Annotated in this window: 22 protein-coding genes and 1 pseudogene; 13 read left to right on the top strand and 10 right to left on the bottom strand. The window is 62.9% G+C overall.

The window, feature by feature from the left end; all coding sequences use genetic code 11:
• Window positions 1–98 precede the first annotated feature (98 nt).
• A complete protein-coding gene (locus ACXAEK_RS01765; RefSeq protein WP_475039484.1) occupies window positions 99–731 on the top strand; it encodes a nicotinate-nucleotide adenylyltransferase in 633 nt (210 codons plus the stop codon).
• Here the strand turns inward: ACXAEK_RS01765 and ACXAEK_RS01760 are convergent.
• Window positions 711–1,517 carry a DMT family transporter gene (locus ACXAEK_RS01760; protein WP_475039482.1) on the bottom strand — a complete coding sequence of 269 codons (807 nt, stop codon included), beginning with the start codon at window positions 1,515–1,517 and terminating at the stop codon, window positions 711–713. The genes ACXAEK_RS01765 and ACXAEK_RS01760 overlap by 21 nt on opposite strands.
• A gap of 132 nt (window positions 1,518–1,649) precedes the next feature.
• On the opposite strand from ACXAEK_RS01760, the gene dacB reads away from it, so the two are divergent.
• Together dacB and ACXAEK_RS01750 are read left to right on the top strand one after the other, a co-directional pair.
• Entirely contained in the window at window positions 1,650–3,137 is a 1,488-nt protein-coding gene (gene dacB / locus ACXAEK_RS01755; RefSeq protein ID WP_475045159.1) for a D-alanyl-D-alanine carboxypeptidase/D-alanyl-D-alanine endopeptidase, read from the top strand.
• A gap of 109 nt (window positions 3,138–3,246) precedes the next feature.
• Entirely contained in the window at window positions 3,247–3,966 is a 720-nt protein-coding gene (locus tag ACXAEK_RS01750; protein ID WP_475039481.1) for a GNAT family N-acetyltransferase, read from the top strand.
• On the opposite strand, the gene ACXAEK_RS01745 is transcribed toward ACXAEK_RS01750, so the two are convergent.
• Complete coding sequence (locus tag ACXAEK_RS01745) at window positions 3,944–4,333, bottom strand: winged helix-turn-helix transcriptional regulator (RefSeq protein ID WP_475039480.1); 390 nt, start codon at window positions 4,331–4,333, stop codon at window positions 3,944–3,946. The genes ACXAEK_RS01750 and ACXAEK_RS01745 overlap by 23 nt on opposite strands.
• A 117-nt stretch (window positions 4,334–4,450) precedes the next feature.
• On the opposite strand from ACXAEK_RS01745, the gene ACXAEK_RS01740 reads away from it, so the two are divergent.
• Together ACXAEK_RS01740 and ACXAEK_RS01735 are read left to right on the top strand one after the other, a co-directional pair.
• Window positions 4,451–5,362 carry a PLP-dependent cysteine synthase family protein gene (locus ACXAEK_RS01740; protein ID WP_475039479.1) on the top strand — a complete coding sequence of 304 codons (912 nt, stop codon included), beginning with the start codon at window positions 4,451–4,453 and terminating at the stop codon, window positions 5,360–5,362.
• A gap of 117 nt (window positions 5,363–5,479) precedes the next feature.
• Window positions 5,480–6,295, top strand: coding sequence for a cyclase family protein (locus tag ACXAEK_RS01735; protein ID WP_475039477.1), 816 nt, complete (start codon window positions 5,480–5,482; stop codon window positions 6,293–6,295).
• Between the two features lie 55 nt (window positions 6,296–6,350).
• On the opposite strand, the gene ACXAEK_RS01730 is transcribed toward ACXAEK_RS01735, so the two are convergent.
• Window positions 6,351–6,758, bottom strand: a complete 408-nt coding sequence (locus ACXAEK_RS01730; protein ID WP_475039476.1) for a DUF2513 domain-containing protein — start codon at window positions 6,756–6,758, stop codon at window positions 6,351–6,353.
• 123 nt (window positions 6,759–6,881) lie between these two features.
• Window positions 6,882–7,304 carry a tellurite resistance TerB family protein gene (locus ACXAEK_RS01725; protein WP_475039474.1) on the bottom strand — a complete coding sequence of 141 codons (423 nt, stop codon included), beginning with the start codon at window positions 7,302–7,304 and terminating at the stop codon, window positions 6,882–6,884.
• Between the two features lie 253 nt (window positions 7,305–7,557).
• On the opposite strand from ACXAEK_RS01725, the gene ACXAEK_RS01720 reads away from it, so the two are divergent.
• The 3 genes from ACXAEK_RS01720 to ACXAEK_RS01710 all read left to right on the top strand — a co-directional run bounded on the left by ACXAEK_RS01720 (window position 7,558) and on the right by ACXAEK_RS01710 (window position 12,154).
• Entirely contained in the window at window positions 7,558–9,201 is a 1,644-nt protein-coding gene (locus ACXAEK_RS01720; RefSeq protein ID WP_475039472.1) for a lysine--tRNA ligase, read from the top strand.
• Window positions 9,202–9,370: 169 nt separating this feature from the next.
• Window positions 9,371–9,772 (top strand): DUF4864 domain-containing protein, encoded by a 402-nt coding sequence (locus ACXAEK_RS01715; RefSeq protein ID WP_475039470.1) that lies wholly within the window; start codon window positions 9,371–9,373, stop codon window positions 9,770–9,772.
• Window positions 9,773–9,868: 96 nt separating this feature from the next.
• On the top strand, window positions 9,869–12,154 hold the full coding sequence (locus ACXAEK_RS01710; protein ID WP_475039469.1) for a right-handed parallel beta-helix repeat-containing protein: 2,286 nt from the start codon (window positions 9,869–9,871) through the stop codon (window positions 12,152–12,154).
• Window positions 12,155–12,156: 2 nt separating this feature from the next.
• On the opposite strand, the gene ACXAEK_RS01705 is transcribed toward ACXAEK_RS01710, so the two are convergent.
• Window positions 12,157–12,642 carry a HugZ family pyridoxamine 5'-phosphate oxidase gene (locus ACXAEK_RS01705; protein ID WP_475039467.1) on the bottom strand — a complete coding sequence of 162 codons (486 nt, stop codon included), beginning with the start codon at window positions 12,640–12,642 and terminating at the stop codon, window positions 12,157–12,159.
• A 25-nt stretch (window positions 12,643–12,667) separates the two neighbouring features.
• Window positions 12,668–13,351 carry a hypothetical protein gene (locus tag ACXAEK_RS01700; RefSeq protein WP_475039465.1) on the bottom strand — a complete coding sequence of 228 codons (684 nt, stop codon included), beginning with the start codon at window positions 13,349–13,351 and terminating at the stop codon, window positions 12,668–12,670.
• A gap of 151 nt (window positions 13,352–13,502) precedes the next feature.
• On the opposite strand from ACXAEK_RS01700, the gene ACXAEK_RS01695 reads away from it, so the two are divergent.
• The gene (locus tag ACXAEK_RS01695; RefSeq protein ID WP_475039463.1) at window positions 13,503–13,826 is read left to right on the top strand and encodes an antibiotic biosynthesis monooxygenase family protein; all 324 of its coding nucleotides are present in this window, start codon (window positions 13,503–13,505) and stop codon (window positions 13,824–13,826) included.
• Between the two features lie 119 nt (window positions 13,827–13,945).
• Window positions 13,946–14,353 carry a universal stress protein gene (locus ACXAEK_RS01690; RefSeq protein WP_475039462.1) on the top strand — a complete coding sequence of 136 codons (408 nt, stop codon included), beginning with the start codon at window positions 13,946–13,948 and terminating at the stop codon, window positions 14,351–14,353.
• Between the two features lie 14 nt (window positions 14,354–14,367).
• On the opposite strand, the gene ACXAEK_RS01685 is transcribed toward ACXAEK_RS01690, so the two are convergent.
• On the bottom strand, window positions 14,368–14,979 hold the full coding sequence (locus ACXAEK_RS01685; RefSeq protein WP_475039460.1) for a hypothetical protein: 612 nt from the start codon (window positions 14,977–14,979) through the stop codon (window positions 14,368–14,370).
• Window positions 14,980–15,133: 154 nt separating this feature from the next.
• On the opposite strand from ACXAEK_RS01685, the gene ACXAEK_RS01680 reads away from it, so the two are divergent.
• A complete protein-coding gene (locus ACXAEK_RS01680) occupies window positions 15,134–15,400 on the top strand; it encodes a TFIIB-type zinc ribbon-containing protein (RefSeq protein WP_475039458.1) in 267 nt (88 codons plus the stop codon).
• 58 nt (window positions 15,401–15,458) lie between these two features.
• Here ACXAEK_RS01680 and ACXAEK_RS01675 read toward each other — a convergent pair whose 3' ends face one another.
• The 3 genes from ACXAEK_RS01675 to uvrB form a co-directional block, all read right to left on the bottom strand.
• On the bottom strand, window positions 15,459–15,926 hold the full coding sequence (locus ACXAEK_RS01675; protein ID WP_475039456.1) for an aminoacyl-tRNA deacylase: 468 nt from the start codon (window positions 15,924–15,926) through the stop codon (window positions 15,459–15,461).
• Window positions 15,927–16,476: 550 nt separating this feature from the next.
• Window positions 16,477–17,049, bottom strand: a complete 573-nt coding sequence (locus tag ACXAEK_RS01670; protein WP_475039455.1) for a basic helix-loop-helix domain-containing protein — start codon at window positions 17,047–17,049, stop codon at window positions 16,477–16,479.
• A gap of 376 nt (window positions 17,050–17,425) precedes the next feature.
• Complete coding sequence (gene uvrB / locus ACXAEK_RS01665; protein ID WP_475039453.1) at window positions 17,426–19,624, bottom strand: excinuclease ABC subunit UvrB; 2,199 nt, start codon at window positions 19,622–19,624, stop codon at window positions 17,426–17,428.
• 191 nt (window positions 19,625–19,815) lie between these two features.
• Between uvrB and ACXAEK_RS01660 the strand changes: the two genes are divergently transcribed.
• Together ACXAEK_RS01660 and ACXAEK_RS01655 are read left to right on the top strand one after the other, a co-directional pair.
• On the top strand, window positions 19,816–20,127 hold the full coding sequence (locus ACXAEK_RS01660) for an ETC complex I subunit (protein ID WP_475039451.1): 312 nt from the start codon (window positions 19,816–19,818) through the stop codon (window positions 20,125–20,127).
• A 439-nt stretch (window positions 20,128–20,566) separates the two neighbouring features.
• A pseudogene (locus tag ACXAEK_RS01655) lies at window positions 20,567–20,785 on the top strand (helix-turn-helix domain-containing protein); the annotation flags it as partial.
• Between the last annotated feature and the right edge of the window lie 24 nt (window positions 20,786–20,809).

Raw genomic sequence — 20,809 nt, 5'->3', positions numbered from 1 at the left:
CCGCGCCATAAAATTCTATACCCAAAGCGGCGATTCAGGCAATCTGCGCAGGGTTGTGCGCCGATGCCGCGGGTGGCGATTGATCTCAGCCAAAAACTATGCGCATCAAGGCCTTCATGGTTTGCAAGCTGCCGCATATCCGCCCGGGCCACAGTGTCGGGCTGCTGGGAGGGTCCTTTGATCCGCCGCACCGCGGCCATGCGGCGATTTCCCATGCGGCGCTGAAACGCTTCGGCCTGGATCACCTGTTCTGGCTGGTGTCGCCCGGCAACCCGCTGAAGACCCGCCAGCCCGCGCCCCTGCAGCGGCGGACCGCAGCGGCGGAGGCGCTGGTGCAGCATCCCCGCATCCACATCAGCGGCATCGAGGCGGATCTCGTCACCCGCTATACCGCCCAGACCCTGCGCCACCTGCGCCGCCGCCATCCCGGCGTGCGCTTTGTCTGGCTGATGGGGGCCGACAACCTCACCCATTTCCACCGCTGGAAGGATTGGCAGCAGATCCTGGACACGGTGCCGGTGGGGGTGCTGGCGCGGCCCGGCGACCGGATCTCAGCCCGGTTTTCCCCGGCAGCGAGGATCTACCGCCACGCCATGCTGAAAGGCAGCGAAAGCCATCTGCTGGCGCGGGCGGAAAGCCCGGCCTGGTGCTTTGTGAACCTGCCGATGGTGGAGGCCAGCTCGACCGAAATCCGCGCCCGCGGCGGCTGGTCAGCGGCGCAGGGCTGCTGACGCCAGCCCGGCCGACAGCACCACCGCCAGCCCGGCCCAGGTCCAGGTGTCCGGCAGCTGGCTGAACACCGCCCAGCCCAGGCCCACAGCCGCGACCAGCTGGAAATAGACCATCGGCGCCAGCTTCACCGCCTGCACCCGGCCATAGGCAAACAGCAGCAGCAGGTTGCCCATCATCGAGAACGCCGCGCTCCCCACCGTCAGCGCCGCGGTGGAGGGGGTGAATTCCGGCAGGCTGGCGAGGCCCAGCGGCAGCATCAGCAGGGCCGACAGCAGCAATTGCGTCAGGCTCAGCTCCAGCGGTGTGCCGACATGTGCCAGCCAGCGGGAACTGGTCAGGAAGCCGCCGTAGAAACAGCCTGCCAGCACCGCCCACAACAGGTTCACGGAGCCGCCAAAGCCCGGCCGCACCACCATCAGCACGCCCAAGAACCCCAGCGCCATCAGCAGGCTGCGCAAGGCGGTGGCCTGCTCGCGCAGCAAAAGAACCGACAGCACGTAGCTGATCACCGGCCCGATGAAGAAGGCGGCAAAGACATTGGCCAGCGGTTCTGTCTGCAGGGCCAGCTGGATTGAGAAGATGCCGCCGGTCAGCATCCCCGCGCGCAGCCACAGCCGCCAATCGCCCAAAAGAGTAAAGGCGCGGCGCGGCACAAAGGGCAGGATCAGCGCGGTGCCGATGGCAAAGCGCGACCAGGCGACAAAGGCGGGCGTTGCCAGCCCGGCACCAGTCAGCAGTTTCCCGCACAGGTCGCCTGCGGGGATCATTGACATGGCCGCAAACATGAGGAGTACTGCCTGTAACATGGCTGCCAGCGGTAGCAGGACTTGCCACGGTGAAAAAGCCCGGACCTTGCGGCGCAAAGCCACGGACCGGGGATTGAACAAGAGCAGCACCTGACCCTAAAAATGAGTAAGATGACTTCACGCCGGACGTTTCTTCTTTCCGGGCTTGCCGCTTTGGCGGGCTCCTCTGCGCTGGCCAATGCGCCGGCGGTTTCGCTGCGGCCCGTTGCCCGCAAGGTGAGTTCTCTGGCCGCGGGCGCCGATGGCCTCAAAGCCTTGATCGAACGCGCGGGGCTGCGCGGCGAGGCGGTCTGCGCGGTGGCCGATGTGAAGACCGGCAAGCTGCTGGAAGCCTCCGGCGGCGCGCAGGCCCTGCCGCCCGCCAGCGTCGCCAAGGCACTGACCGCGCTTTATGCGCTGGACGTGCTGGGCGCGGATCACCGGTTTGAGACCCGCATCCTGGCCACCGGCGGCGTATCCGGCGGCGTGGTGAACGGCGACCTGATCCTGGCAGGCGGCGGCGACCCGCTCTTGAACACCGATCATCTGGCGCTGCTGGCAAAGTCGCTGAAAAACGCCGGCGTGCGCGAGGTGCGCGGCAAGTTCCTGGTCTGGGACGGCGCGCTGCCATCCGTCAAAACCATCGACCCGGACCAGCCTGATCATGTCGGCTATTCCCCCGCAGTGTCCGGTATCGCGCTGAACTTCAACCGGGTGCATTTTGAGTGGAAGCGCGCCGCCAGCGGCGGCTGGGCGATCACCATGGACGCCCGCACCGAGAAATACCGCCCCGAGGTGGCAACCGCCCGGATGAAGATCCAGTCCCGCGCGGTGCCGGTCTATACCTATGCAGAGAAGGGCGGGGTGGATCACTGGACCGTCGCCTCCAAGGCGCTGGGCAAGGGCGGCGCCCGCTGGCTGCCGGTGCGCAACCCCGCGGCTTATGCGGGCGACGTGTTCCGGACGCTGGCGCGTGCGGGCGGCATTAAACTCTCAAAGCCCAAGGTGATCCGCACGCTGCCCTCAGCCACCCTGCTGGCGCAGCACCACAGCCCGCCGCTGGATGTGCTGCTGAAGGCGATGCTGAAATACTCCAACAACCTGATGGCAGAGATGATCGGCATGTCCGCCACCGCGGCCCGCGCCGCCCGCCCGGCCTCGCTCAAGGCGTCGGCGGCAGAGATGAGCCGCTGGGCCGCGGGCAAATACGGCATGTCCGGCAGCCGGCTGGTGGATCACTCCGGCCTGGGCGAAGACTCGCGGATGACGCCCGCGGATCTTACCGGCGCGCTGGTGGCGGCCTATAAGGCGGGGCAGCTGAAGCCGCTCTTGAAATCTTTTCAGATGCGCGACGCCAAGGGCCGCACCATCAAGGGCCACCCGATCAAGGTCGCGGCCAAGACCGGCACGCTGAACTTTGTCTCCGGCCTTGGCGGCTTTATGACCGCGGCAGACGGCACCGTGCTGGCCTTTGCCATTTTCACCGCGGATCAGAAGACCCGCGGCCGCCTGACCCGGGCGCAGCGCGAACGCCCGCCCGGCGGGCGCAGCTGGAACCGCCGCGCCAAGCAGCTGCAGCAGCAGCTGATCGAACGCTGGGGCGCGGTTTACGGCAGTTAGGGTCTGACTGGTCTGGCAGTTTTTCCCGTTACTGGACGTTTCTTGCGGGCCGGTTTGCGGGCAGACCGGCAGATGGCATCTGACCGCCCGGAGTGCAAAGGACCAGACCATGACTGAGCGTATCAATGACCACGGCCAGCCCATCGGTGCTGCGCTGCCGGACTGGCAGGGTGCGCGCCTGCCCGGCCACGACGGTATGACAGGCCGCTATTGCCGGGTGGAGCCGCTGGATGCCGCCCGCCACACCGCGGATCTGTTAGCCGCCTTCAGCCAGGACCCCGGCGGTGCGATCTGGACCTATATCCCCTGGGGGCCTTTCGGCTCCGAGGCGGAGCTGCGGGCCTGGATCCAGGGCGCCAGCGGCGTTGATGCGCAGCCCTATTTCGCCATCGTCAACGGCGCCAGCGGGCGGGCCGAAGGGGTGGCCAGCTACATGCGGATCAAGCCCGAACACGGCGTGATCGAGGTCGGCGGCATCACCTATGCGCCGTCCCTGCAGCGCACGCCCGCCGCGACAGAGGCGATGTTTCTGATGATGGCGCGGGTGTTCAACGACCTCGGCTACCGCCGCTATGAATGGAAGTGCGATGCTCTGAACGCGCCCTCCTGCCGGGCGGCGGAGCGGCTGGGTTTCACCTATGAAGGGCTGTTCCGCCAGGCCGTGGTCTATAAAGGCCGCAACCGCGACACCGCCTGGTATGCGGTGCTGGACAGCGAATGGCCGCGGCTGGAGGCGGCTTATGCCGAATGGCTCGATCCCGGCAATTTCGACGCTGAGGGGCAGCAGAAACAGAGCCTAAGCAAGCTTATTGCGGCCCATCGGGGGTAGCGTCCGCCACTGTCCGCCCGGTTTGCGGATCATACAATCCGCCGCCCAGATGCGCGTGGCCCCAGCCCATGATCTGCAGCAGCAGCCCCTCCAGGCTGCGGCCCGCCTCCGTCAGCGCATAGCGGTAGCGCACCGGCCTGTCCTGGTAGGCCTCCCGCGCCACCAGCCCCAACGCCATCAGCCGCTTCAGCCTCTCTGACAGCAGGTTGGCGGCAATATGCTCCTCGCTCGCCTGCAGCTCCTGGAACGTATGCTTGCCGTGCCACATCAGGTCGCGCACCACCAAGAGCGTCCATTTGTCCCCCAGCACATCCAGCGTCCGGGCAATCGAACAGCGCGAGCGGAATTGGGTCTGCGGCTGGCTCATGGCGTGCCTCCAAAGGTGTTTTCATCCCGCACAATAAGAGACTTTCAAAATGAAAGCCACTGCCGCATAGTCACTTTAATTTTGAAAGTGAGTCGCGCAGCAAGGGAGACCCGCCACATGAACGCCATCGGAAACACGCCGCTTGTTCAATTGAAGCACCTGACCACCCCGGACATGGCCGAGGTCTGGGTGAAATGGGAGGGCGCCAACCCGACCGGCAGCATGAAGGACCGGATGGCGCTGTCGATGATCGAAGGCGCCGAGCGGCGCGGCGACTTGAAACCCGGCGGCAAGGTGGTGGAATACACCGGCGGCAGCACCGGCAGCTCGCTGGCGATGGTCTGCGCCACCCGCGGCTACCGGGCGCATTTCGTCTCTTCCAATGCATTTTCAGAGGAGAAGCTGCAGACCATGCGCGCCTATGGCGCCGAGGTGGAGATCATCCACGCCGAGGGCGGCATCCTGACCGCCAGCGTGATCGACCGCACCATTGTGCGGGCCAGGGAACTGGCGGCGGAGCCGGATGTGTTCTGGACCGATCAGGTGAACAACATGGACAACAAGCGCGGCTATCACGGTATGGGCCGCGAAATCCTGTCGCAGCTGGACGGGGCGGTGGATGAATTTGTCATGGCGACCGGCGGCGGCGGCTGCATTTCCGGCAATGCCGAGGTGCTGAAGGAGGCCAATCCGGCAACCCGCATCATCGCCATCGAGCCCTATCACGTGCGCAACCTGTCGGGCGGTGATACCGGCGGCACCCACCAGCTGGAGGGGATCGGCCTGTCCTTCCAGCCCAAGATCCTGCGCCGCGACCTGATTGACGATGTGGTGCCGGTCCGGGACGAGGACGCCTTTGCCGCTGCCCGCATGCTGGCGCAGCAGGAGGGCTTGCTGGGTGGCATCACCTCAGGTGCCAACATCTGGGCGGCGCTGCAGCGGGCGCGCGAACTGGGGCCGGGCAAGCGGGTGGTCACCGTGGTGATCGACACCGGCCTGCGCTACCTCAATTCCGCGCTCTACCAGTGACCGGTCTGGCGCAGACGTGAAGCCAGGGGAGCGCGCAGAGGTTTGGCATTGCACAACTCAGGCTAGTTTCCTGCCAATGCAGCCGCCAGCAAGGCGGCGCCAGCCAGGGAGAAGCCCATGTGTGACCATTGCGTAATGAATGCCGTCAAGGACTGGATGCTGTCGCGCCGGTCGCTGTTCAAGGCCAGTGCCGCCGCCGCCGCCGGTGCTGCCCTTGGGGCGGGCGCCTCTGCCCCCGCTGCCGCCATGGCGCACGGCGGGGTGGTGGATATGACCCATGCCTATGACGCCGATTTCCCGACCTATTTCGGCCAGCCCGGGTTGGAGATCACCCAGGCCTTCAATTTCAAGGACAACGGTTTCAACCTGTTCAATCTGACTCTCAACGAGCACACTGGCACCCATATCGACGCGCCGCTGCATTTCTCGGCTGACGGGCAGGCGGTGAATGAAATCCCGGTGCAGAACCTGATCTGCCCGCTCTGTGTGATCGACATCGCCGCCCGCGCGGCTGAGAACCCGCACGCCCAGGTGACGCCGGACGACATCAAGGCCTGGACCGCGGAGCACGGCGACATCCCGGACGGCGCCTGCGTGGCGATGCATTCCGGCTGGGGCAGCAAGACCGGCGGCGACGGGTTCCGCAATGCCGACAGCGAGGGCGTCATGCATTTCCCCGGCTTCCACGTGGAGGCGGCGCAGATGCTGCTGGAAACCGGCGCCGTGGCGCTGGCGGTGGACACGCTGTCGCTGGACCACGGGCCGTCCAAGGATTTTGCGACGCATTATGCCTGGCTGCCGCAGAACCGTTACGGGATCGAAAACCTGGCCAATCTGGACCAGGTGCCTGCCAGCGGCGCCCGGCTGTTCGTAGGGGCGCCTGCGCATCGCGGCGGCTCCGGCGGGCCGGCCCGCATTCTGGCCCTGGCCTGATGTGATACGGCCGGTGCAGGGGGCTGTGCCGGCCGGGTCCCCGGAGAACGCTTGCTCAGGTGCCGGATGGCTGCAGCTTGCCGGCCTTCCGGCGCATCAACTCCCCTGCCAGACCGCTGAGCACCTCCATGCTGAAGCCGCCCAGCTGACGGTGGCGTTCCTGCACTGCTTCCCAGATGTCCTCGCGGCGGATGTTGTCCAGCAGCTCATGGCCGCTCCAGGTCAGCCCGCGCACATGCCAGTTGCCGTTTGACAGGCGGCTGAACCGGGCCAGCCCCGCGCTTTCCAAAAGGCTGAGATGATAGGCCAGCCGGCGGGCCTCGGTGTCGGGCAGGCAGTCCTCCACCGGCAGCATCATCGCCTCGGCAGAAGAGCGCGGCAGGGCGCAGAACGCTTCCCTCCCGCCCTCTATCTCAAGCAGAAGCCTGCGGATTTCACCTATGTCTCTTCGCCATGCAGCCATAACCCAATTCCCGGTACGCGTTGAACTAGCGCGAGATGGGAATGTGGCAAATTTAATGCAAGTTTGCGTTGTGCAACCCCGCCATGCACGGCGGGCAAGGGAAGCAGGGTAAACCTGGCCGGCTCAGACCATGTGGCGCGCCCGCGCGCCGCGCTCAATCGCGGCGGCGTGCAGCCGGTCGATGTTCAGCTCATAGCGGACCTCCGCCAGGAACTCCAATTCGGTCTCGCCCAGGGTGCCATCCGCCGCAGCCACGTCGCAGGACAGCGCGTAAGCGGTTTCAAACAGCCGTTCCGGCAGGTCGCCGCGAATGAGACCGAACAGCGCCGCCAGCCCGTCCTCCTGCTCGAACAGGTCGAACACGGTTTGGGAAATCCGGCTGACCCGGTCGATATCGTAGTTGGCAAACACCGGCAGCATGTTCACCGCCGACTGGATCTTGACCAGCTCGGAAGTGCGGATGTTCTCGTCCGAGGCAGACACCGCCACCATCAGCGCCACCAGACAGTCCTGCGGGGACATCGGGTGCGGGGTTTGCTCACTCATGGACGAATTCCTTGTTTGAAGAAAACTGATGCCAGCAGGATAGGTACGCCCGCAGCCGGGTTCAACGGCAGACCGCGGCACAGCGGCATTTTTTGCGCGGCCCATGGCCGCAAATGCCTGCACCGGCGGGGCTGGCATTATTAACTCATGCTGCGCAGGCACAATAGAGGGAAGGGCCGGGTGCATGGGGCATCCGGGATGATCATGCGGCACCCTGAAGAACTGACGCAACTGCCGCCGATGGAGAACACAAATGTCTGATGTGCGCAACGAGGCTCTTAAGAGCAAAGCCTGGCCGTTTGAAGAAGCCCGCCGGGTTCTCAAACGTTATGCCAAGGGCGCGCCGGAGAAGGGCTATGTGCTGTTCGAAACCGGCTATGGCCCGTCGGGCCTGCCGCACATCGGCACCTTCGGCGAGGTGGCCCGCACCACCATGATCAAGAAGGCGTTCGAGACCATCTCGGACATTCCGGCCAAGCTGATCTGCTTCTCTGACGACCTGGACGGCATGCGCAAGGTGCCGGGCAACGTCCCCAACCAGGAGGCGCTGGCAGAGCATCTGCAGAAGCCGCTGACCTCGGTGCCGGACCCGTTCGGCACCCATGAGAGCTTTGGCCACCACAATAACGCCATGCTGCGCCGGTTCCTGGATACCTTCGGGTTCGAGTATGAATTCTACTCCGCCACCGAATTCTACGGCTCCGGCCAGTTCGACGAGGTGCTGAAGCGCGCCGTTGAGAAGTACGACGACATCATGGCGATCATGCTGAAGTCCTTGCGCGAGGAGCGCCGCCAGACCTATTCGATCTTCCTGCCGATCCACCCGGAAACCGGCCGTGTTCTGTATGTGCCGATGAAGAAGGTCTGCGCCGAGACGTATACCATCACCTTTGACGACGAGGACGGCAAGGAATGGACCCTGCCGGTCACTGGCGGCAACGTGAAACTGCAGTGGAAGCCGGACTTCGGCGCCCGCTGGGCCGCGCTGGAAGTCGATTTTGAGATGTACGGCAAGGACCATTCCACCAACACGCCGATCTATGACGGCATCTGCCGGGTGCTGGGCCAGCGCGCGCCGGAGCATTTCACCTATGAGCTGTTCCTGGATGCCAATGGCCAGAAGATCTCCAAATCCTCCGGCAACGGTATCTCGATCGACGAATGGCTGACCTATGCCTCGACCGAGAGTCTGGCGTATTTCATGTACCAGAAGCCCAAGACCGCCAAGCGGATGCATTTCGACGTGATCCCCAAGGCGGTGGACGAATACCACCAGCAGCTGCGCGCCTACCATGGCCAGGACCTGAAGGCGCAGCTGAACAACCCGGTGTGGCACATCCACGGCGGCGACGTGCCGCGCTCGGATATGGTGGTGCCGTTCTCGATGCTGCTGAACCTCGCCTCCGCCTCCAGTGCTGAGGACAAGGAGACCATGTGGGGCTTCATCAACAAATACGCCCCCAACGCCACCCCCGACACCCATCCGGGCATGGACCAGGCGGCGGGCTTTGCGGTGGCTTATTTCAACGACTTCGTGAAACCCGCGAAAGAGTTCCGCCTGCCCACCGATCAGGAGCGTGCGGCGCTCAGCGATCTGGCGGACGCGCTGAAATCGGCAGAGGCCGCGCTGGCCGCGATTGCCAAGAAGAACGAGATCGCTGGCAACACCGACCCGCTGCCCGAGGCGGATTTTGCGGATGAGGAATTCCTGCAATCCGTCGTCTTTGCCATCGGCAAGATCCACGGGTTCGAGCCGCTGCGCGCCTGGTTCTCGGCGATTTACGAGGTGCTGCTGGGGGCCTCCCAAGGGCCGCGTTTCGGCGGCTTCATCGCGCTTTACGGGGTCGACGACACCATCGCCCTGATCGAAAAGGCGCTGGCGGGCGAGCTGGCGTAAGCTTTCGCAGGCTGCCAATCAGCAAGGGCGCGGCTTTCCGCGCCCTTTTCTTTTGCCTCCATAATGCCTGCGCTTTGCGCAGGCAGGGTCTGAACCGGGCCTCCGTCAAAAAAGTTTTGACGTAACGTCACATCGCCCTAACTGGAGTCTGGCGACCCGGGAGGGGCAGATGCTCAAGGTATTGTTAGCGAGTGTTGTTGTTGTCCTTCTGGCCCTTCCGGCCACCGCGCAAAGGGCGGCTGTCACCGATGTGATCAGTGATCAGATCACGGCTTTTCTCCAGGACGATTTTGCCGCCGCCTTTACCTATGCTTCTCCCAATATCCGCAGGATCTTTGTCACTCCGGACCGCTTCGGGCAGATGGTCCGCCAGGGCTATCCGATGGTCTGGCGCCCGGCTGAGGTGCGCTATCTGGACCTGCGCGAGGTGGCGGGCAACCTGTGGCAGCGGGTGATGATCACCGATGCAAACGGTGCCGTGCACCTGTTGGATTACCAAATGGTTAAGCTGGAAAGCGGTTGGAAAATCAACGCGGTACAGCTGCTCAAAGGGCAGGGTGAAAGCACCTGAGCCCGGGGCAGCGTACGCCCCCCTTGGGCGATGTTAACGCGGAAACTGTACATCCTTTTCCCCGAACGCGAAATGCGCAGCAGGAAAGGGTTTTCCATGAACAAGGCAATCACCGAAGGTCTGCAGCTGATGCCCCCCGCCTTTGCGGACGGCCTGGACGTCTGGTCCAGCGGCGACGGCACCCCCGGCTCAGACACGTATGACGGGGCCGCCAATGCCGCCTTTGTGGCGGCGGACGGGGATTTCGGCGGCTGTTTGGAGCTGCAGAAAACCGCAGCCGTGCAAAAGCTGCGGTTTATGGGGCAAACGCCGGTCAGCCCTGGCTGCTACCTGCAGGTCAAGGTCCGCATCAAGGCTGTCAGCGGCGCGCTGCCTTCAGTCCGGGTTGCGGGCTGGGCGGCGCAAAGCAACGGAAACCACATCAGCGGCGTCACCGAAGTTGCGCCGCAGGTGGCGCTCAGCACCTATGGCGCGGTGGTAGAGGCGACCGGCATCATCGGCAGCGGCAGCCGCGGTGGGGTGGACATGCCCTGGGGCCGAACGGCGGCCTACGGCCATTTCGGGCTCGACCTTACCGGTGCCAACGGCGGTGTGGTGCGGATTGATGACATTGAGATCACCGATATCACCAGCGCTTTCCACCGCGACATGCTGAGCCTTGTGGACGTCACCGATTACGGCGCAGTGGGCAACGGCAGCTTTGACTGCACCGCCGCGTTCGAGGCCGCAGACGCCGCCGCAAACGGCCGCCGCATCCTGGTGCCCGCGGGGGAGTTCTATCTGGCCGGCACCGTGTCGCTGAACCACGAGGCGGTGTTCGAGGGCACGGTTGAAATGCCGGATGATCAGATGCTGCTCCTGACCAAGAACTTTAACTTCCCCGCCTATGCTGCCGCCTTTGGCAACGAGGAGCTGGGGTTCAAGAAAGCCTTTCAGGCGCTGATCAACAATGCGGATCATGAATTGCTTGACCTGATGGGCCGCAAGGTCACCGTCACCGGACCCATCGACATGGCTGCAGCGGTGCCCAACAAGAGCTCCTATGCCACCCGCCGGGTCATCCGCAACGGCCAGCTGGAGGCCGCAAACAGCGCTGCCTGGGACACGGATGTGGTGACTTCGCAGGCGAGCTACAGCGCGTCGGACTCCAAGAAGCTGACCAATGTTGCCAATATCGCCAATATCGCTGTCGGCGCGCTGGTCGAAGGCGCCGGCGTGGGCCGCGAGATCTATGTCAAATCCAAGAACACCGGCGCTGGTGAGCTGACCCTCAGCGGTGCGCTTTATGATGCCGAGGGCACCCAGAATTTCACCTTCCGCGACTTCAAGTATCTGGTGGATTTCAGCGGCTTCAGCGCGCTCAGCAAATTCGGCATGGAAGGGATCGAGTTCCAGTGCAACTCCCGCTGCAGCGCCGTGCGCCTGGCGCCGGCCGGGTCGGTCAACGCCTTTGACAGCTGCTTTATCTCGCGCCCCAAGGACCGCGGCATCACCTCCACCGGAAGCGGCTGCCAGGGCATTCTGATCGACAATTGCCAGTTCCTGTCGGCTGAGGATCCGCTGGATGTGCCCGACCGTGCCAGCATTGCGCTGAACGTTAATTCCAATGACGCCAAGCTGCGCAGCAACCGGGCCACGCGGTTCCGCCATTTCGCGCTGCTGGCAGGCGGCAATAATACGGTGACCGGCAATCATTTCTTCCAGGGAGACAGCATTGCCAACGGGGTGCGCACAGCCGGGCTGGTGCTGGCCTCCAACAACTGCACCTCAACCGTATCCGACAACTATATCGACAATTGCTTCATCGAATGGACCAATGAACGCGATGCGACGCCGGATTTCACCGGCGGCTTTTCCTTCAGCGCACTGTCGGTCACGGCCAATGTGTTCCTGTCGGGCGATGTCGCGCCCTGGTTCAGCTATATCGTGGTCAAACCCTATGGCAGCGGGCATTTCCTGAACGGCCTGTCTGTCACCGGCAACAAGTTCCGCTCTCTCAACGGCAGCATCGACCGGGCTGAGCGGGTGGATACCAGTTTTTCGGATCTCGACTTCAGCCGGTCCAAGAATGTCGATTTCAGCGGCAACATGTACCACAATGTCTCGGTGCAAACGGCCAATCCCCTGCGGGTGTGGCATGACCAGTCTTCCGCCTCCTCCTCTTGGACGGTGCCGTCAGACGGGATGCTGCCGTTTCAGGGATTTGCCCGGTACGTGGACAGCGTGGTGCCGCTGGGACCGCTGCGCACCAGCGGCAACAGCACCCGATATGTTGTGCCGTATACGGAAACGCAGCAGGGGTCCGGCAACGACCAAATCCGCCTGCGCTGGGGCGAAGCGGTCAAGGGCGAGGTGCAGGTCCTCATGCGGATGGACAGCTGATCCTAGCCCGCCCCGTGCAGATCGGTTCTGGCAAAGCGGAACGCCTTGCCAAAGCCGCCGTTCAGATGCGCCGCCGTCACGCCAAAGCGGACAAAGGTGAAATCCGCAAGCTGCAGGTACAGCTTTGCCTTCGGCTGGGCCTGCAGGTAATGCGCCGCCAGCGCCGTGTGCTCCGGGGTGGCGCGTTCCAGGAAACGGGCCTGGCACATCAGGCTGAGGCGCGGATGCGACAGCGGATCGCCCTTGGCGCCCGGCTCCCCGACCAGCAGCGAACAGGCGGGATTGCGCCGCAGCGCTGCCGAGTGCAGCGCCAGGCCGGAGATCAGGCTGACCGGCTCCCCCTGCGGGTCCAGGGCAAAGCCGATCCGGGTGACCAGCGGGCTGCCGTCCTCCAGCAGCACGCCGAGCGCGGCAAAGCGGGCCTCAGCCATCAGGCGCTGGGCCAGGGCGCGGGCGCCGTCGTCAGCAGGGCGGACCGGATCGGGCATGTTGGGCGCTTATCTCCGTCAGGGTTCAGAACCTCTGCCACAGCCCCAGCTCCAGGCCAAGGCTTTGCTGGCCGGACTGCCGGTATTCCAGTCCCAGGATCAGCTCCCGCCGCTGCTTCAGCGGGTAGCGCAGGGCGGGGGTCAGCGCATAGGAGAACCGGCCGCCCTCGGGTTTCGAGGTTTCGATCTGCAGCATCGGGGCGGCTTTGCCCCTACGGTTCAGGCCCAGGGTGGCGTCCAGTTTCCAGGCCGCATCCAGCCCGTTGTTGCGCAGCTCATAGGCGGCTTCAATGGACAGCCAGCCATCGCTGCCCGCCGCCCTGATCGTCTGCCCGTAGGAAAGGGTTGTCTTTTGCATCATCTGCCACACGCCGCCCGTGTGATTGCCGCCAATAGCCACCTCAGCCGCCAGCCGGTAGCGGCTGCTGCTGTGCAGCGACAGCCGGGCAAAGACCAGCGCATGGCCGGAGACCTCCGCCGCCTGGTTGAGGTCCGCCCCGAGCGTGAGCCTGGGTGTCAGCCCATAGGCCGCATAATAGCCCAGCTCATGGCTGCTGCCGTTTCCTGCCTGCCGGTAGGTGGCGCTGACTGATGCAAATCCCGCACCCGGCTGCTCCAGCCACGCTCCGGCCTGGACCGGCTGCGCCGGAAGCGCAGCCAGGACCAGGCACAGTATCAGAACCGGGCGGGCGGCACTGGCGGAAATCATCCCAAGGCCTCTTGTCGGACACAGCGTGGCAGGTGAAGTTTCTTAAAATTGAATGAAAATCGTTAACCGCTCTTTAAAGGTGTGTTTCCAAAAAAGACGTGCGCTTGGCGCGCGAACGGGCGTAGGCTGGGATCAGTCAACGGAGGAGCCAATGCCAAAAATAGCAAAAACCGCTGATATCCAGACCGTTATCACCACCTTCGAGATGTCGCCGGGGACGTGCCAGGATCTGCTGGAGGCGCTGCAGGACGCCTATTCCGAATTCATCTCGAAACAGCCCGGTTTCATTTCTGCCGGCCTGCATGTGAATGATGCGCAGACCCGGATAGCCAATTATTCCCAATGGCGCCGCCGGGAGGATTTCATGGCGATGCTGCGCAGCCCGGAGATGCGCGAACGCAACCGCAAGATCAACGAGCTGTGCCGCAGTTTTGAACCGGTCATGTATGACGTGGCTGAGGTGTTTGACAGCTAGGGCCAGACCCCTGGGCCAGGCGGCCGCATTGCCCCCTTCCGCCTGTCTTGACGCCGCTCAAGGCAGGCATCCGCTGATACTGTTATGCTTGCACAGTCATCAACCGATGGAGGTTTGCCATGTATCACAACATTCTGGTGCCCGTGTCCTTTGACCCGGAGCGGGATGTGTCCGGACCCCTGAAGGTGGCCCGGCTGCTGTCCGCGCCCGGCGCCAAAGTGACATTGCTGCATGTGATCGAACAGGTTCCGGCCTATGCGATCTCCTATATCCCGGCGGACTTCATGGAGGGCACCCGCAAGGCGCTGCAGGCCGAACTGGACGGGCTGGCCCAGACCCTGCCCAATGCCCAAGGCGTGCTGATCGAGGGCCATTCCGGCCGCACCATTCTGGACTGGGCGGAGCAGAACAGCCCTGACCTGATCATCCTCGCCTCGCACCGTCCGTCGATGCAGGATCTTTTGTGGGGGTCAACCGCCGGCCATGTGGTGCGTCACGCGGCCTGCGCTGTGCATGTGGTGCGCTGAAGGGGGGGAGGCGGTCAGACTGGAACCGCCTTTTTGAGAAGCTGCCAGGCGAGCCGGACCGCAGCCCCCGGCAGCATTGCTGAGCGCAGCAGCACCTTGTTGGAATTCACCGCCTCGGCGATGCGGGCATAATGCACCTTTTTGTCCGAGGGGGACCGCAGCAGGATGGTCTCTGCCTGCTGCATCGCCCGTTCGGTCTGCCGCTTGATCTGCGGCACGGCGGCGGGTTTGACCGCGCGGTAGAGGTTCAGCCCCTTGCGTTTGGGGTTCTGGCTGGGGTCGAGGTTCTGCTTGACGGCCCGGGTCAGGGTATCTTCCACCAGTTCCAGCGCCTTGGTGGCTTCGGCGTAGGAATGGTTGCCGTCCAGCTTTTGGGCGGCCAGCCTGTAGGTCTGGCGGAAGCAGTCGAATTTATAGACCTGAGGCAGGGTTCCGCAGCGGTCAAAACCGCGGGTCAGGGTGGTCACAACAGCTTTGGTGGCGCGGGAATTCAGCCCGCTTTGCTGGCCGCCGCCACGGTTCATTCCGCTGTCCCGGCTGCCGCCGCCGCCGCCTTCGCCGGCAAATGCCGGGGTGCTGGCAAGGATCAGGGTCAGGACACCCGCCTGGATGGTCTTGCTGCTCATATGCGCCTCCTTGGTTCTGGGGGAAGCTTACCATGGGTCAGGCATCTGAAAACGGGCGGAATCCCGCAATCCCCGGGTTTTTACGCTGCTGTTGCCTTGCAAGCAGCCCCGGCGCTGCCCACCTGAGACGCAGCAGTTGTGCAAGGAGAGATGAATGCAGTGCCCGATTGACGGAACCGAACTTGTCATGTCCGACCGCGCCGGCGTGGAGATCGACTATTGCCCCAGATGCCGCGGCGTGTGGCTGGACCGGGGCGAGCTGGACAAGATCATCGAACGGTCGGCACAGCCGGTGCAGCCTGCGCCGCAGCCGCAGCGCTATGAGGAGCGCGGCCGCGGCCGCGATCATGAGCCGCGCTATGAGAAGAAATACTATAAGAAGAAAAAGAAGAACTTCCTGGAAGATCTGTTCGACTTCTGACAATTGCCGGACGGGCCGCCCCAGCGCGGGGGCGGCAGGCCGGGGTGTCAGCGCCCGGTCAATGCATCGTGCAGAAGGAGCCGTGTTTGGCATCCTTCATCAGGGTGTCGAAATCGGCGCCCTTCATTTCCACCAGCGTCTTGTGGTCGCCGGCCTCGAACCAGACCTTGTCGAGCCCGGTGAGGCTGTCGTCGATGATCGTGGGCACCATATAGGCGGCGCCGACGCAGGGCGCCGCGCCCGGGTCGCAGTCGTCAAAGACCTGATCGAGTTCAATCTCCGGTGCCAGGCCCAGGCGGCGGTCGACCATCGACTGCAGCTTGTGCAGATCGACCTTCTGGTCGGAGGGGATCACCGCCAGGAAGGGGCCTTCCTCCATGTGGATTAGCACCGATTTGGCCAGGTGGCCGCCCGGCACATGGGCGGCTTCGGCGCACTCAGAGGCGGTTGCGGTATAGGGGTGGCGGACGGTGGCAAAGGGCAATCCCTGTGCCTCCAGATGATGTTTCAGGCGTGAGGCAATCATCGAAGGGTCCTCCTGTCTGGGGCGGGACCCCGGCCGCTGGTGGCGCAGGTCATGGGCGCCGCGGGAGCGTTCTGGCTCACTGATCAGGCGGCGGCAGCAGCCCTGGGCGCAGCAAGCGGCAAGCCGGGGCGCGCGCAGGTTTACGGTGCCTGACAGTGTGGGGCAGGAGGGGTGAGTCGGGCAAGGGGGAGGGGCGGCGGAGGGGGGCGGGATGTAAAGGAAAAGGGGTTTCGCTGCGAAACTTTGTTTGTTAGCAGATGGTTAATTGGTTCTCGTGATTTTTCTGAGGAGTTGCAAAGTAAAACTGTGTATCGTTCTTTTGTAAGGTGACGGTTGTGAATGTACCAAATGACGTATTTTAGGTCTTGAGTACACGAATTGAGTTCTAACTCACAGCCAGCTGCACTTAATATTGCAATTTGAAGTGACCTGAGCTAACAGAATTATTGTGGTCTGCTAGAGTGTGGGGGTGGAGTCCACCTCTAGCAGAGCCGCGGTGTGCGGGTATTCCCGCAAGGCGATCTCCTTTTGGACGGGAGTGCCAATTCCTTCAATTTCGCTTGCCTTTAAAACCGGTTTGCAATTGCTGCTCACCAGTGCGTGTCACAAAAAACAAGCTTTTGTCCATTGGATCAGTACCAATCCAACCCTTGTCCATCGCTGTCTGGAAGTCTCTTGAATAGTTCTTGGGAAGAGCTTCCCCGGCAGAAGGGAACTTGGGTTTTATGTGATCACGCTTAAATCTTTCTAGGCTCTCATGGTCCGCCAAGTATTGAGCAATACATAAGATGATTTGAGCGTTAGTTTTGGGTTCAAATTCATTTACGTATTCCCTCAAAGAGAGCGGTTTTTCACGCGGTGGCGCCGGCATCTGCGGTGTCGGTAATTGAGCAGTGTCCGAGGAGAAAGAGCCCTGTGGTGCTACAGCAGGCGGGAGGCGCCCAGACAGGGGGTGGCCGACTATTTCCTCTGCTTGATTATTGACATCATCCCGCGGTGCTGGCGCACCTCTGTGGGAGGTTGGCGCCAGAACACTATTCAAAATCGCTAGGGCAGTGGCGCGATCTACGGGACGCTTCACCGTAATCCCGTCCCCTTCCAATGTAAGCATGAAATCTTCCATTCTTGTGCCCTCTGGTGTGTCTTGCACAATATATAGCGCGGGCTGGTGGTGGTGGCAATACCTGATTACGCCATGGAGTGCAAATTCTTCAATTTGACGTATGTGTATGTCTACTGTACGTACACTAAACATTTTGATTTGTGTAACATGTTGAAAATAATCAGTAAAATAGCGCAAGAGAATTTGGTGGATGCAATCATTACCCGAGGTGACGGGTCTCTGTCGGCCTTGCTTGCTGAATTTAAACAGAAAAATTCTTCGATGCATGGAGTGGGGAGGTCCAGTGCACGGTAGAAATGATTCGAGTAAAAGGAGAGGTCAACTTAGTGCCCTCTCAACGCGAAACCAACGCAGCCCTTTTCAGACTAGTGGCTCCCTACGAAAACTTCTTCTGCGATTTCCCACTGTACGCCCGCGTCCCGGCCTTGCCGGCCGTTGACCGCCCGCGCGATTTGACTGCGGCCTCGGACGCGGCCTCCACCGCCGATTGCCGCGCCAGCGGGTCGTCGGAGATGGCGAGGTCGACCGCTTCCAGCCGTTTGACCTCGTCGCGCAGGCGGGCGGCTTCTTCGAATTCGAGGTTCTCCGCGGCCTTGCGCATCTCGTCGCGCAACCCGTTCAGATGCGCCTCCAGGTTGGCGCCGTGCATCGGCTTGTCGACCGTGGCGGTGACGCAATTCATGTCCACATCGCCCTCGTAAAGGCCGGCCAGAACATCCTCGACGTTTTTCTTGACCGTTTCGGGGGTGATGCCGTGCTCGAGGTTGTAGGCGATCTGCTTTTCGCGGCGGCGGTTGGTTTCGCCGATCGCACGCTCCATCGAGCCGGTGATCTTGTCGGCATACATGATGACGCGGCCGTCGGCGTTCCGCGCGGCGCGGCCGATGGTCTGGATCAGCGAGGTCTCGGAGCGCAGGAAGCCTTCCTTGTCGGCGTCCAGAATGGCGACCAGCCCGCATTCGGGTATATCCAGGCCCTCGCGCAGGAGGTTGATGCCGATCAGCACGTCGAAGGCGCCGAGGCGCAGGTCCCGCAGGATTTCGATCCGCTCCAGCGTGTCGATGTCGGAGTGCATGTAGCGGACCTTGATGCCCTGTTCGTGCAGGTATTCAGTGAGGTCCTCGGCCATGCGTTTGGTCAGCGTGGTGACCAGGGTGCGGAAGCCGTTTGCGGTGACTTTGCGGATTTCGTCCAAGAGGTCGTCCACCTGCATGCCGACGGGGCGGATTTCGACCTCCGGATCCAGAAGGCCGGTGGGGCGGATCACCTGTTCGGTGAAGACACCGCCGGATTGCTCCATCTCCCAGCCTGCAGGCGTCGCGGAGACAAAGACCGACTGCGGGCGCATGGCGTCCCATTCCTCGAACTTGAGGGGTCTGTTGTCCATGCAGGACGGCAGGCGGAAGCCGTGTTCGGCCAGGGTGAATTTGCGCCGGTGGTCGCCCTTGTACATGCCGCCGATCTGCGGGACGGAGACGTGGGATTCATCGGCAAAGACGATGGCGTTGTCGGGGATGAATTCGAACAGGGTGGGGGGCGGCTCACCCGGGGCGCGGCCGGTCAGGTAGCGGGAGTAGTTTTCGATGCCGTTGCAGTGGCCTGTCGCCTCCAGCATTTCGATGTCGAAGTTGGTGCGCTGCTCCAGCCGCTGCGCCTCCAAAAGTTTGCCGTCGTTCACAAGGCCGTCGAGGCGCTGTTTCAGCTCGGCCTTGATCGAGATGACGGCCTGGTTGAGGGTCGGCTTGGGCGTCACGTAGTGGGAGTTCGCATAGACGCGGATCTGCTCAAACGTGCCGGTCTTTTCGCCCGTCAGCGGGTCAAACTCGGTGATCTGCTCCAGCTCCTCGCCGAAGAAGGAGAGTTTCCAGGCGCGGTCCTCGAGGTGGGCGGGGAAGATTTCCAGCGTGTCGCCGCGGACCCGGAAGGAGCCGCGCTGAAAGGCCTGGTCATTGCGTTTGTACTGCTGGGCGACGAGGTCAGCCATGATCTGGCGCTGGTCGTACATTTCGCCCGCCTTCAGGTCCTGGGTCATGGCGGAGTAGGTCTCGACCGAGCCGATGCCGTAGATGCAGCTGACGGAGGCGATGATGATCACGTCGTCGCGTTCCAAGAGGGCCCGCGTGGCGGAGTGGCGCATCCGGTCGATCTGCTCGTTGATCTGGCTTTCCTTCTCGATATAGGTGTCGGAGCGCGGGACATAGGCCTCCGGCTGGTAGTAGTCGTAGAAGGAGACGAAGTATTCGACCGAGTTCTCCGGGAAGAAGCCCTTGAATTCGCCGTACAGTTGCGCCGCCAGCGTCTTGTTGGGGGCGAGGATGATCGCCGGGCGCTGGGTTTCCTCGATCACCTTGGCCATGGTGAAGGTCTTGCCGGTGCCGGTGGCGCCCAAGAGCACCTGGTTGCGCTCGCCCTCCAGCACGCCCTGGGACAGTTCCTTGATCGCGGTGGGCTGGTCGCCTGCGGGATCGAAGGTGGTATTCATGACAAACCGCTTGCCGCCCTCCAGCTTGGGCCGCTGCTGCGGCGCGCGCTGGGTCATCATCGGCATGGTCTTGTCGGAATGGGCATAGGGCATCGGGCGACTCCTTGGAACGGCGCTGATTTTGGTCTGTTTTTGTTCCGGTTCAAGGGGCATTCGGAGCCACGAGGCCTAAACACCTGTGGCAGCGGCGCAAAACCACAGAAATGCGGTGCATTTGCCACCTTGCCGCAGCGGCGCATCCGGCGCATAAAAGACCCGGATTGAGACTCAAGGAGAGACAGCCCATGCAAGCGCGGATTTACCGGCCGGCACGCAACGCCATGACCTCGGGCATGGCGAAGACGCGGAAATGGGTTCTGGAATACGCGCCTGCGTCTGCCCGGGAAGTGGATCCGCTGATGGGCTGGACTTCTTCCACCGACACCCAGGCGCAGGTCAAACTGCGGTTCGACAGCAAGGAAGCGGCGCTGGAATACGCCAAGGACCACGGCATCGACGCCCAGGTCGTGGAGCCGAAACTGCGCAAGGCCAACATCCGCGCCGGCGGCTATGGCGAGAACTTCGCTACCAACCGCCGCGGGCCCTGGACGCACTGAGGCTGTATGTAAATCTTGATCGAGTTCCCACCGTTTCGGCATGAGTTCTCGCCAAGATCTACATATAGGGCGCCCGGCGGGCGCCTTTTCTATATCTGGGTTGGAGCATTGTGGCAGAGGCCGACTGCATTGCGGAAACAGAGCACAGGCGCTTTCGTTTTGCTGCGCCTGCATATTCGGGGGCCAGGTAGCTTCATGCACGGCGATGGGGGCAGCCGCCGCTTTCTGCAACAGTGAAAAGATAGAGTTTCACATCAGCCTGCTCCAAGACAGCAGTTAGTCCAAACTTGCCGTTAAGTTGACATGCTTGGCGCCGATCGCTGCATGTGCGAGCTTTTCCGAGCCTTCCAGCAAAAGCGGACCTTCAGCAGGGCGCAAGCACTTGTTTTGATACCGCCAGCTGGCCGAAGGCAGCCCCTTTGTGGTGCGCGGCTTGGAAATGATGCAGGCCAGTGTTGAAAACCCGGTCCCCGGGCGCTTGCTGGCCAAAGCCCTGGAGGTGCCGCCGCGCCAATTTGCGCGCAGTTCCCGCAGCAAGCTTGGAGAAACCCCGATGGCCGTCTGCCGCAACATCCGGCTGGAGCACGCGCATCAGCTGCCCAGCCAGACCGATCTGCCGATGCTGGAAGTTTGCATTGCCAGCGGCTTTTCCTCCAAGTTCAACTTTGCGAATTGGAACCGG

The organism is Leisingera sp. ABM4_101, assembly GCF_056158725.1.
The sequence above is the reverse complement of the archived record's forward strand: the minus strand, read 5'-3'. Positions and strand labels throughout refer to the sequence as shown.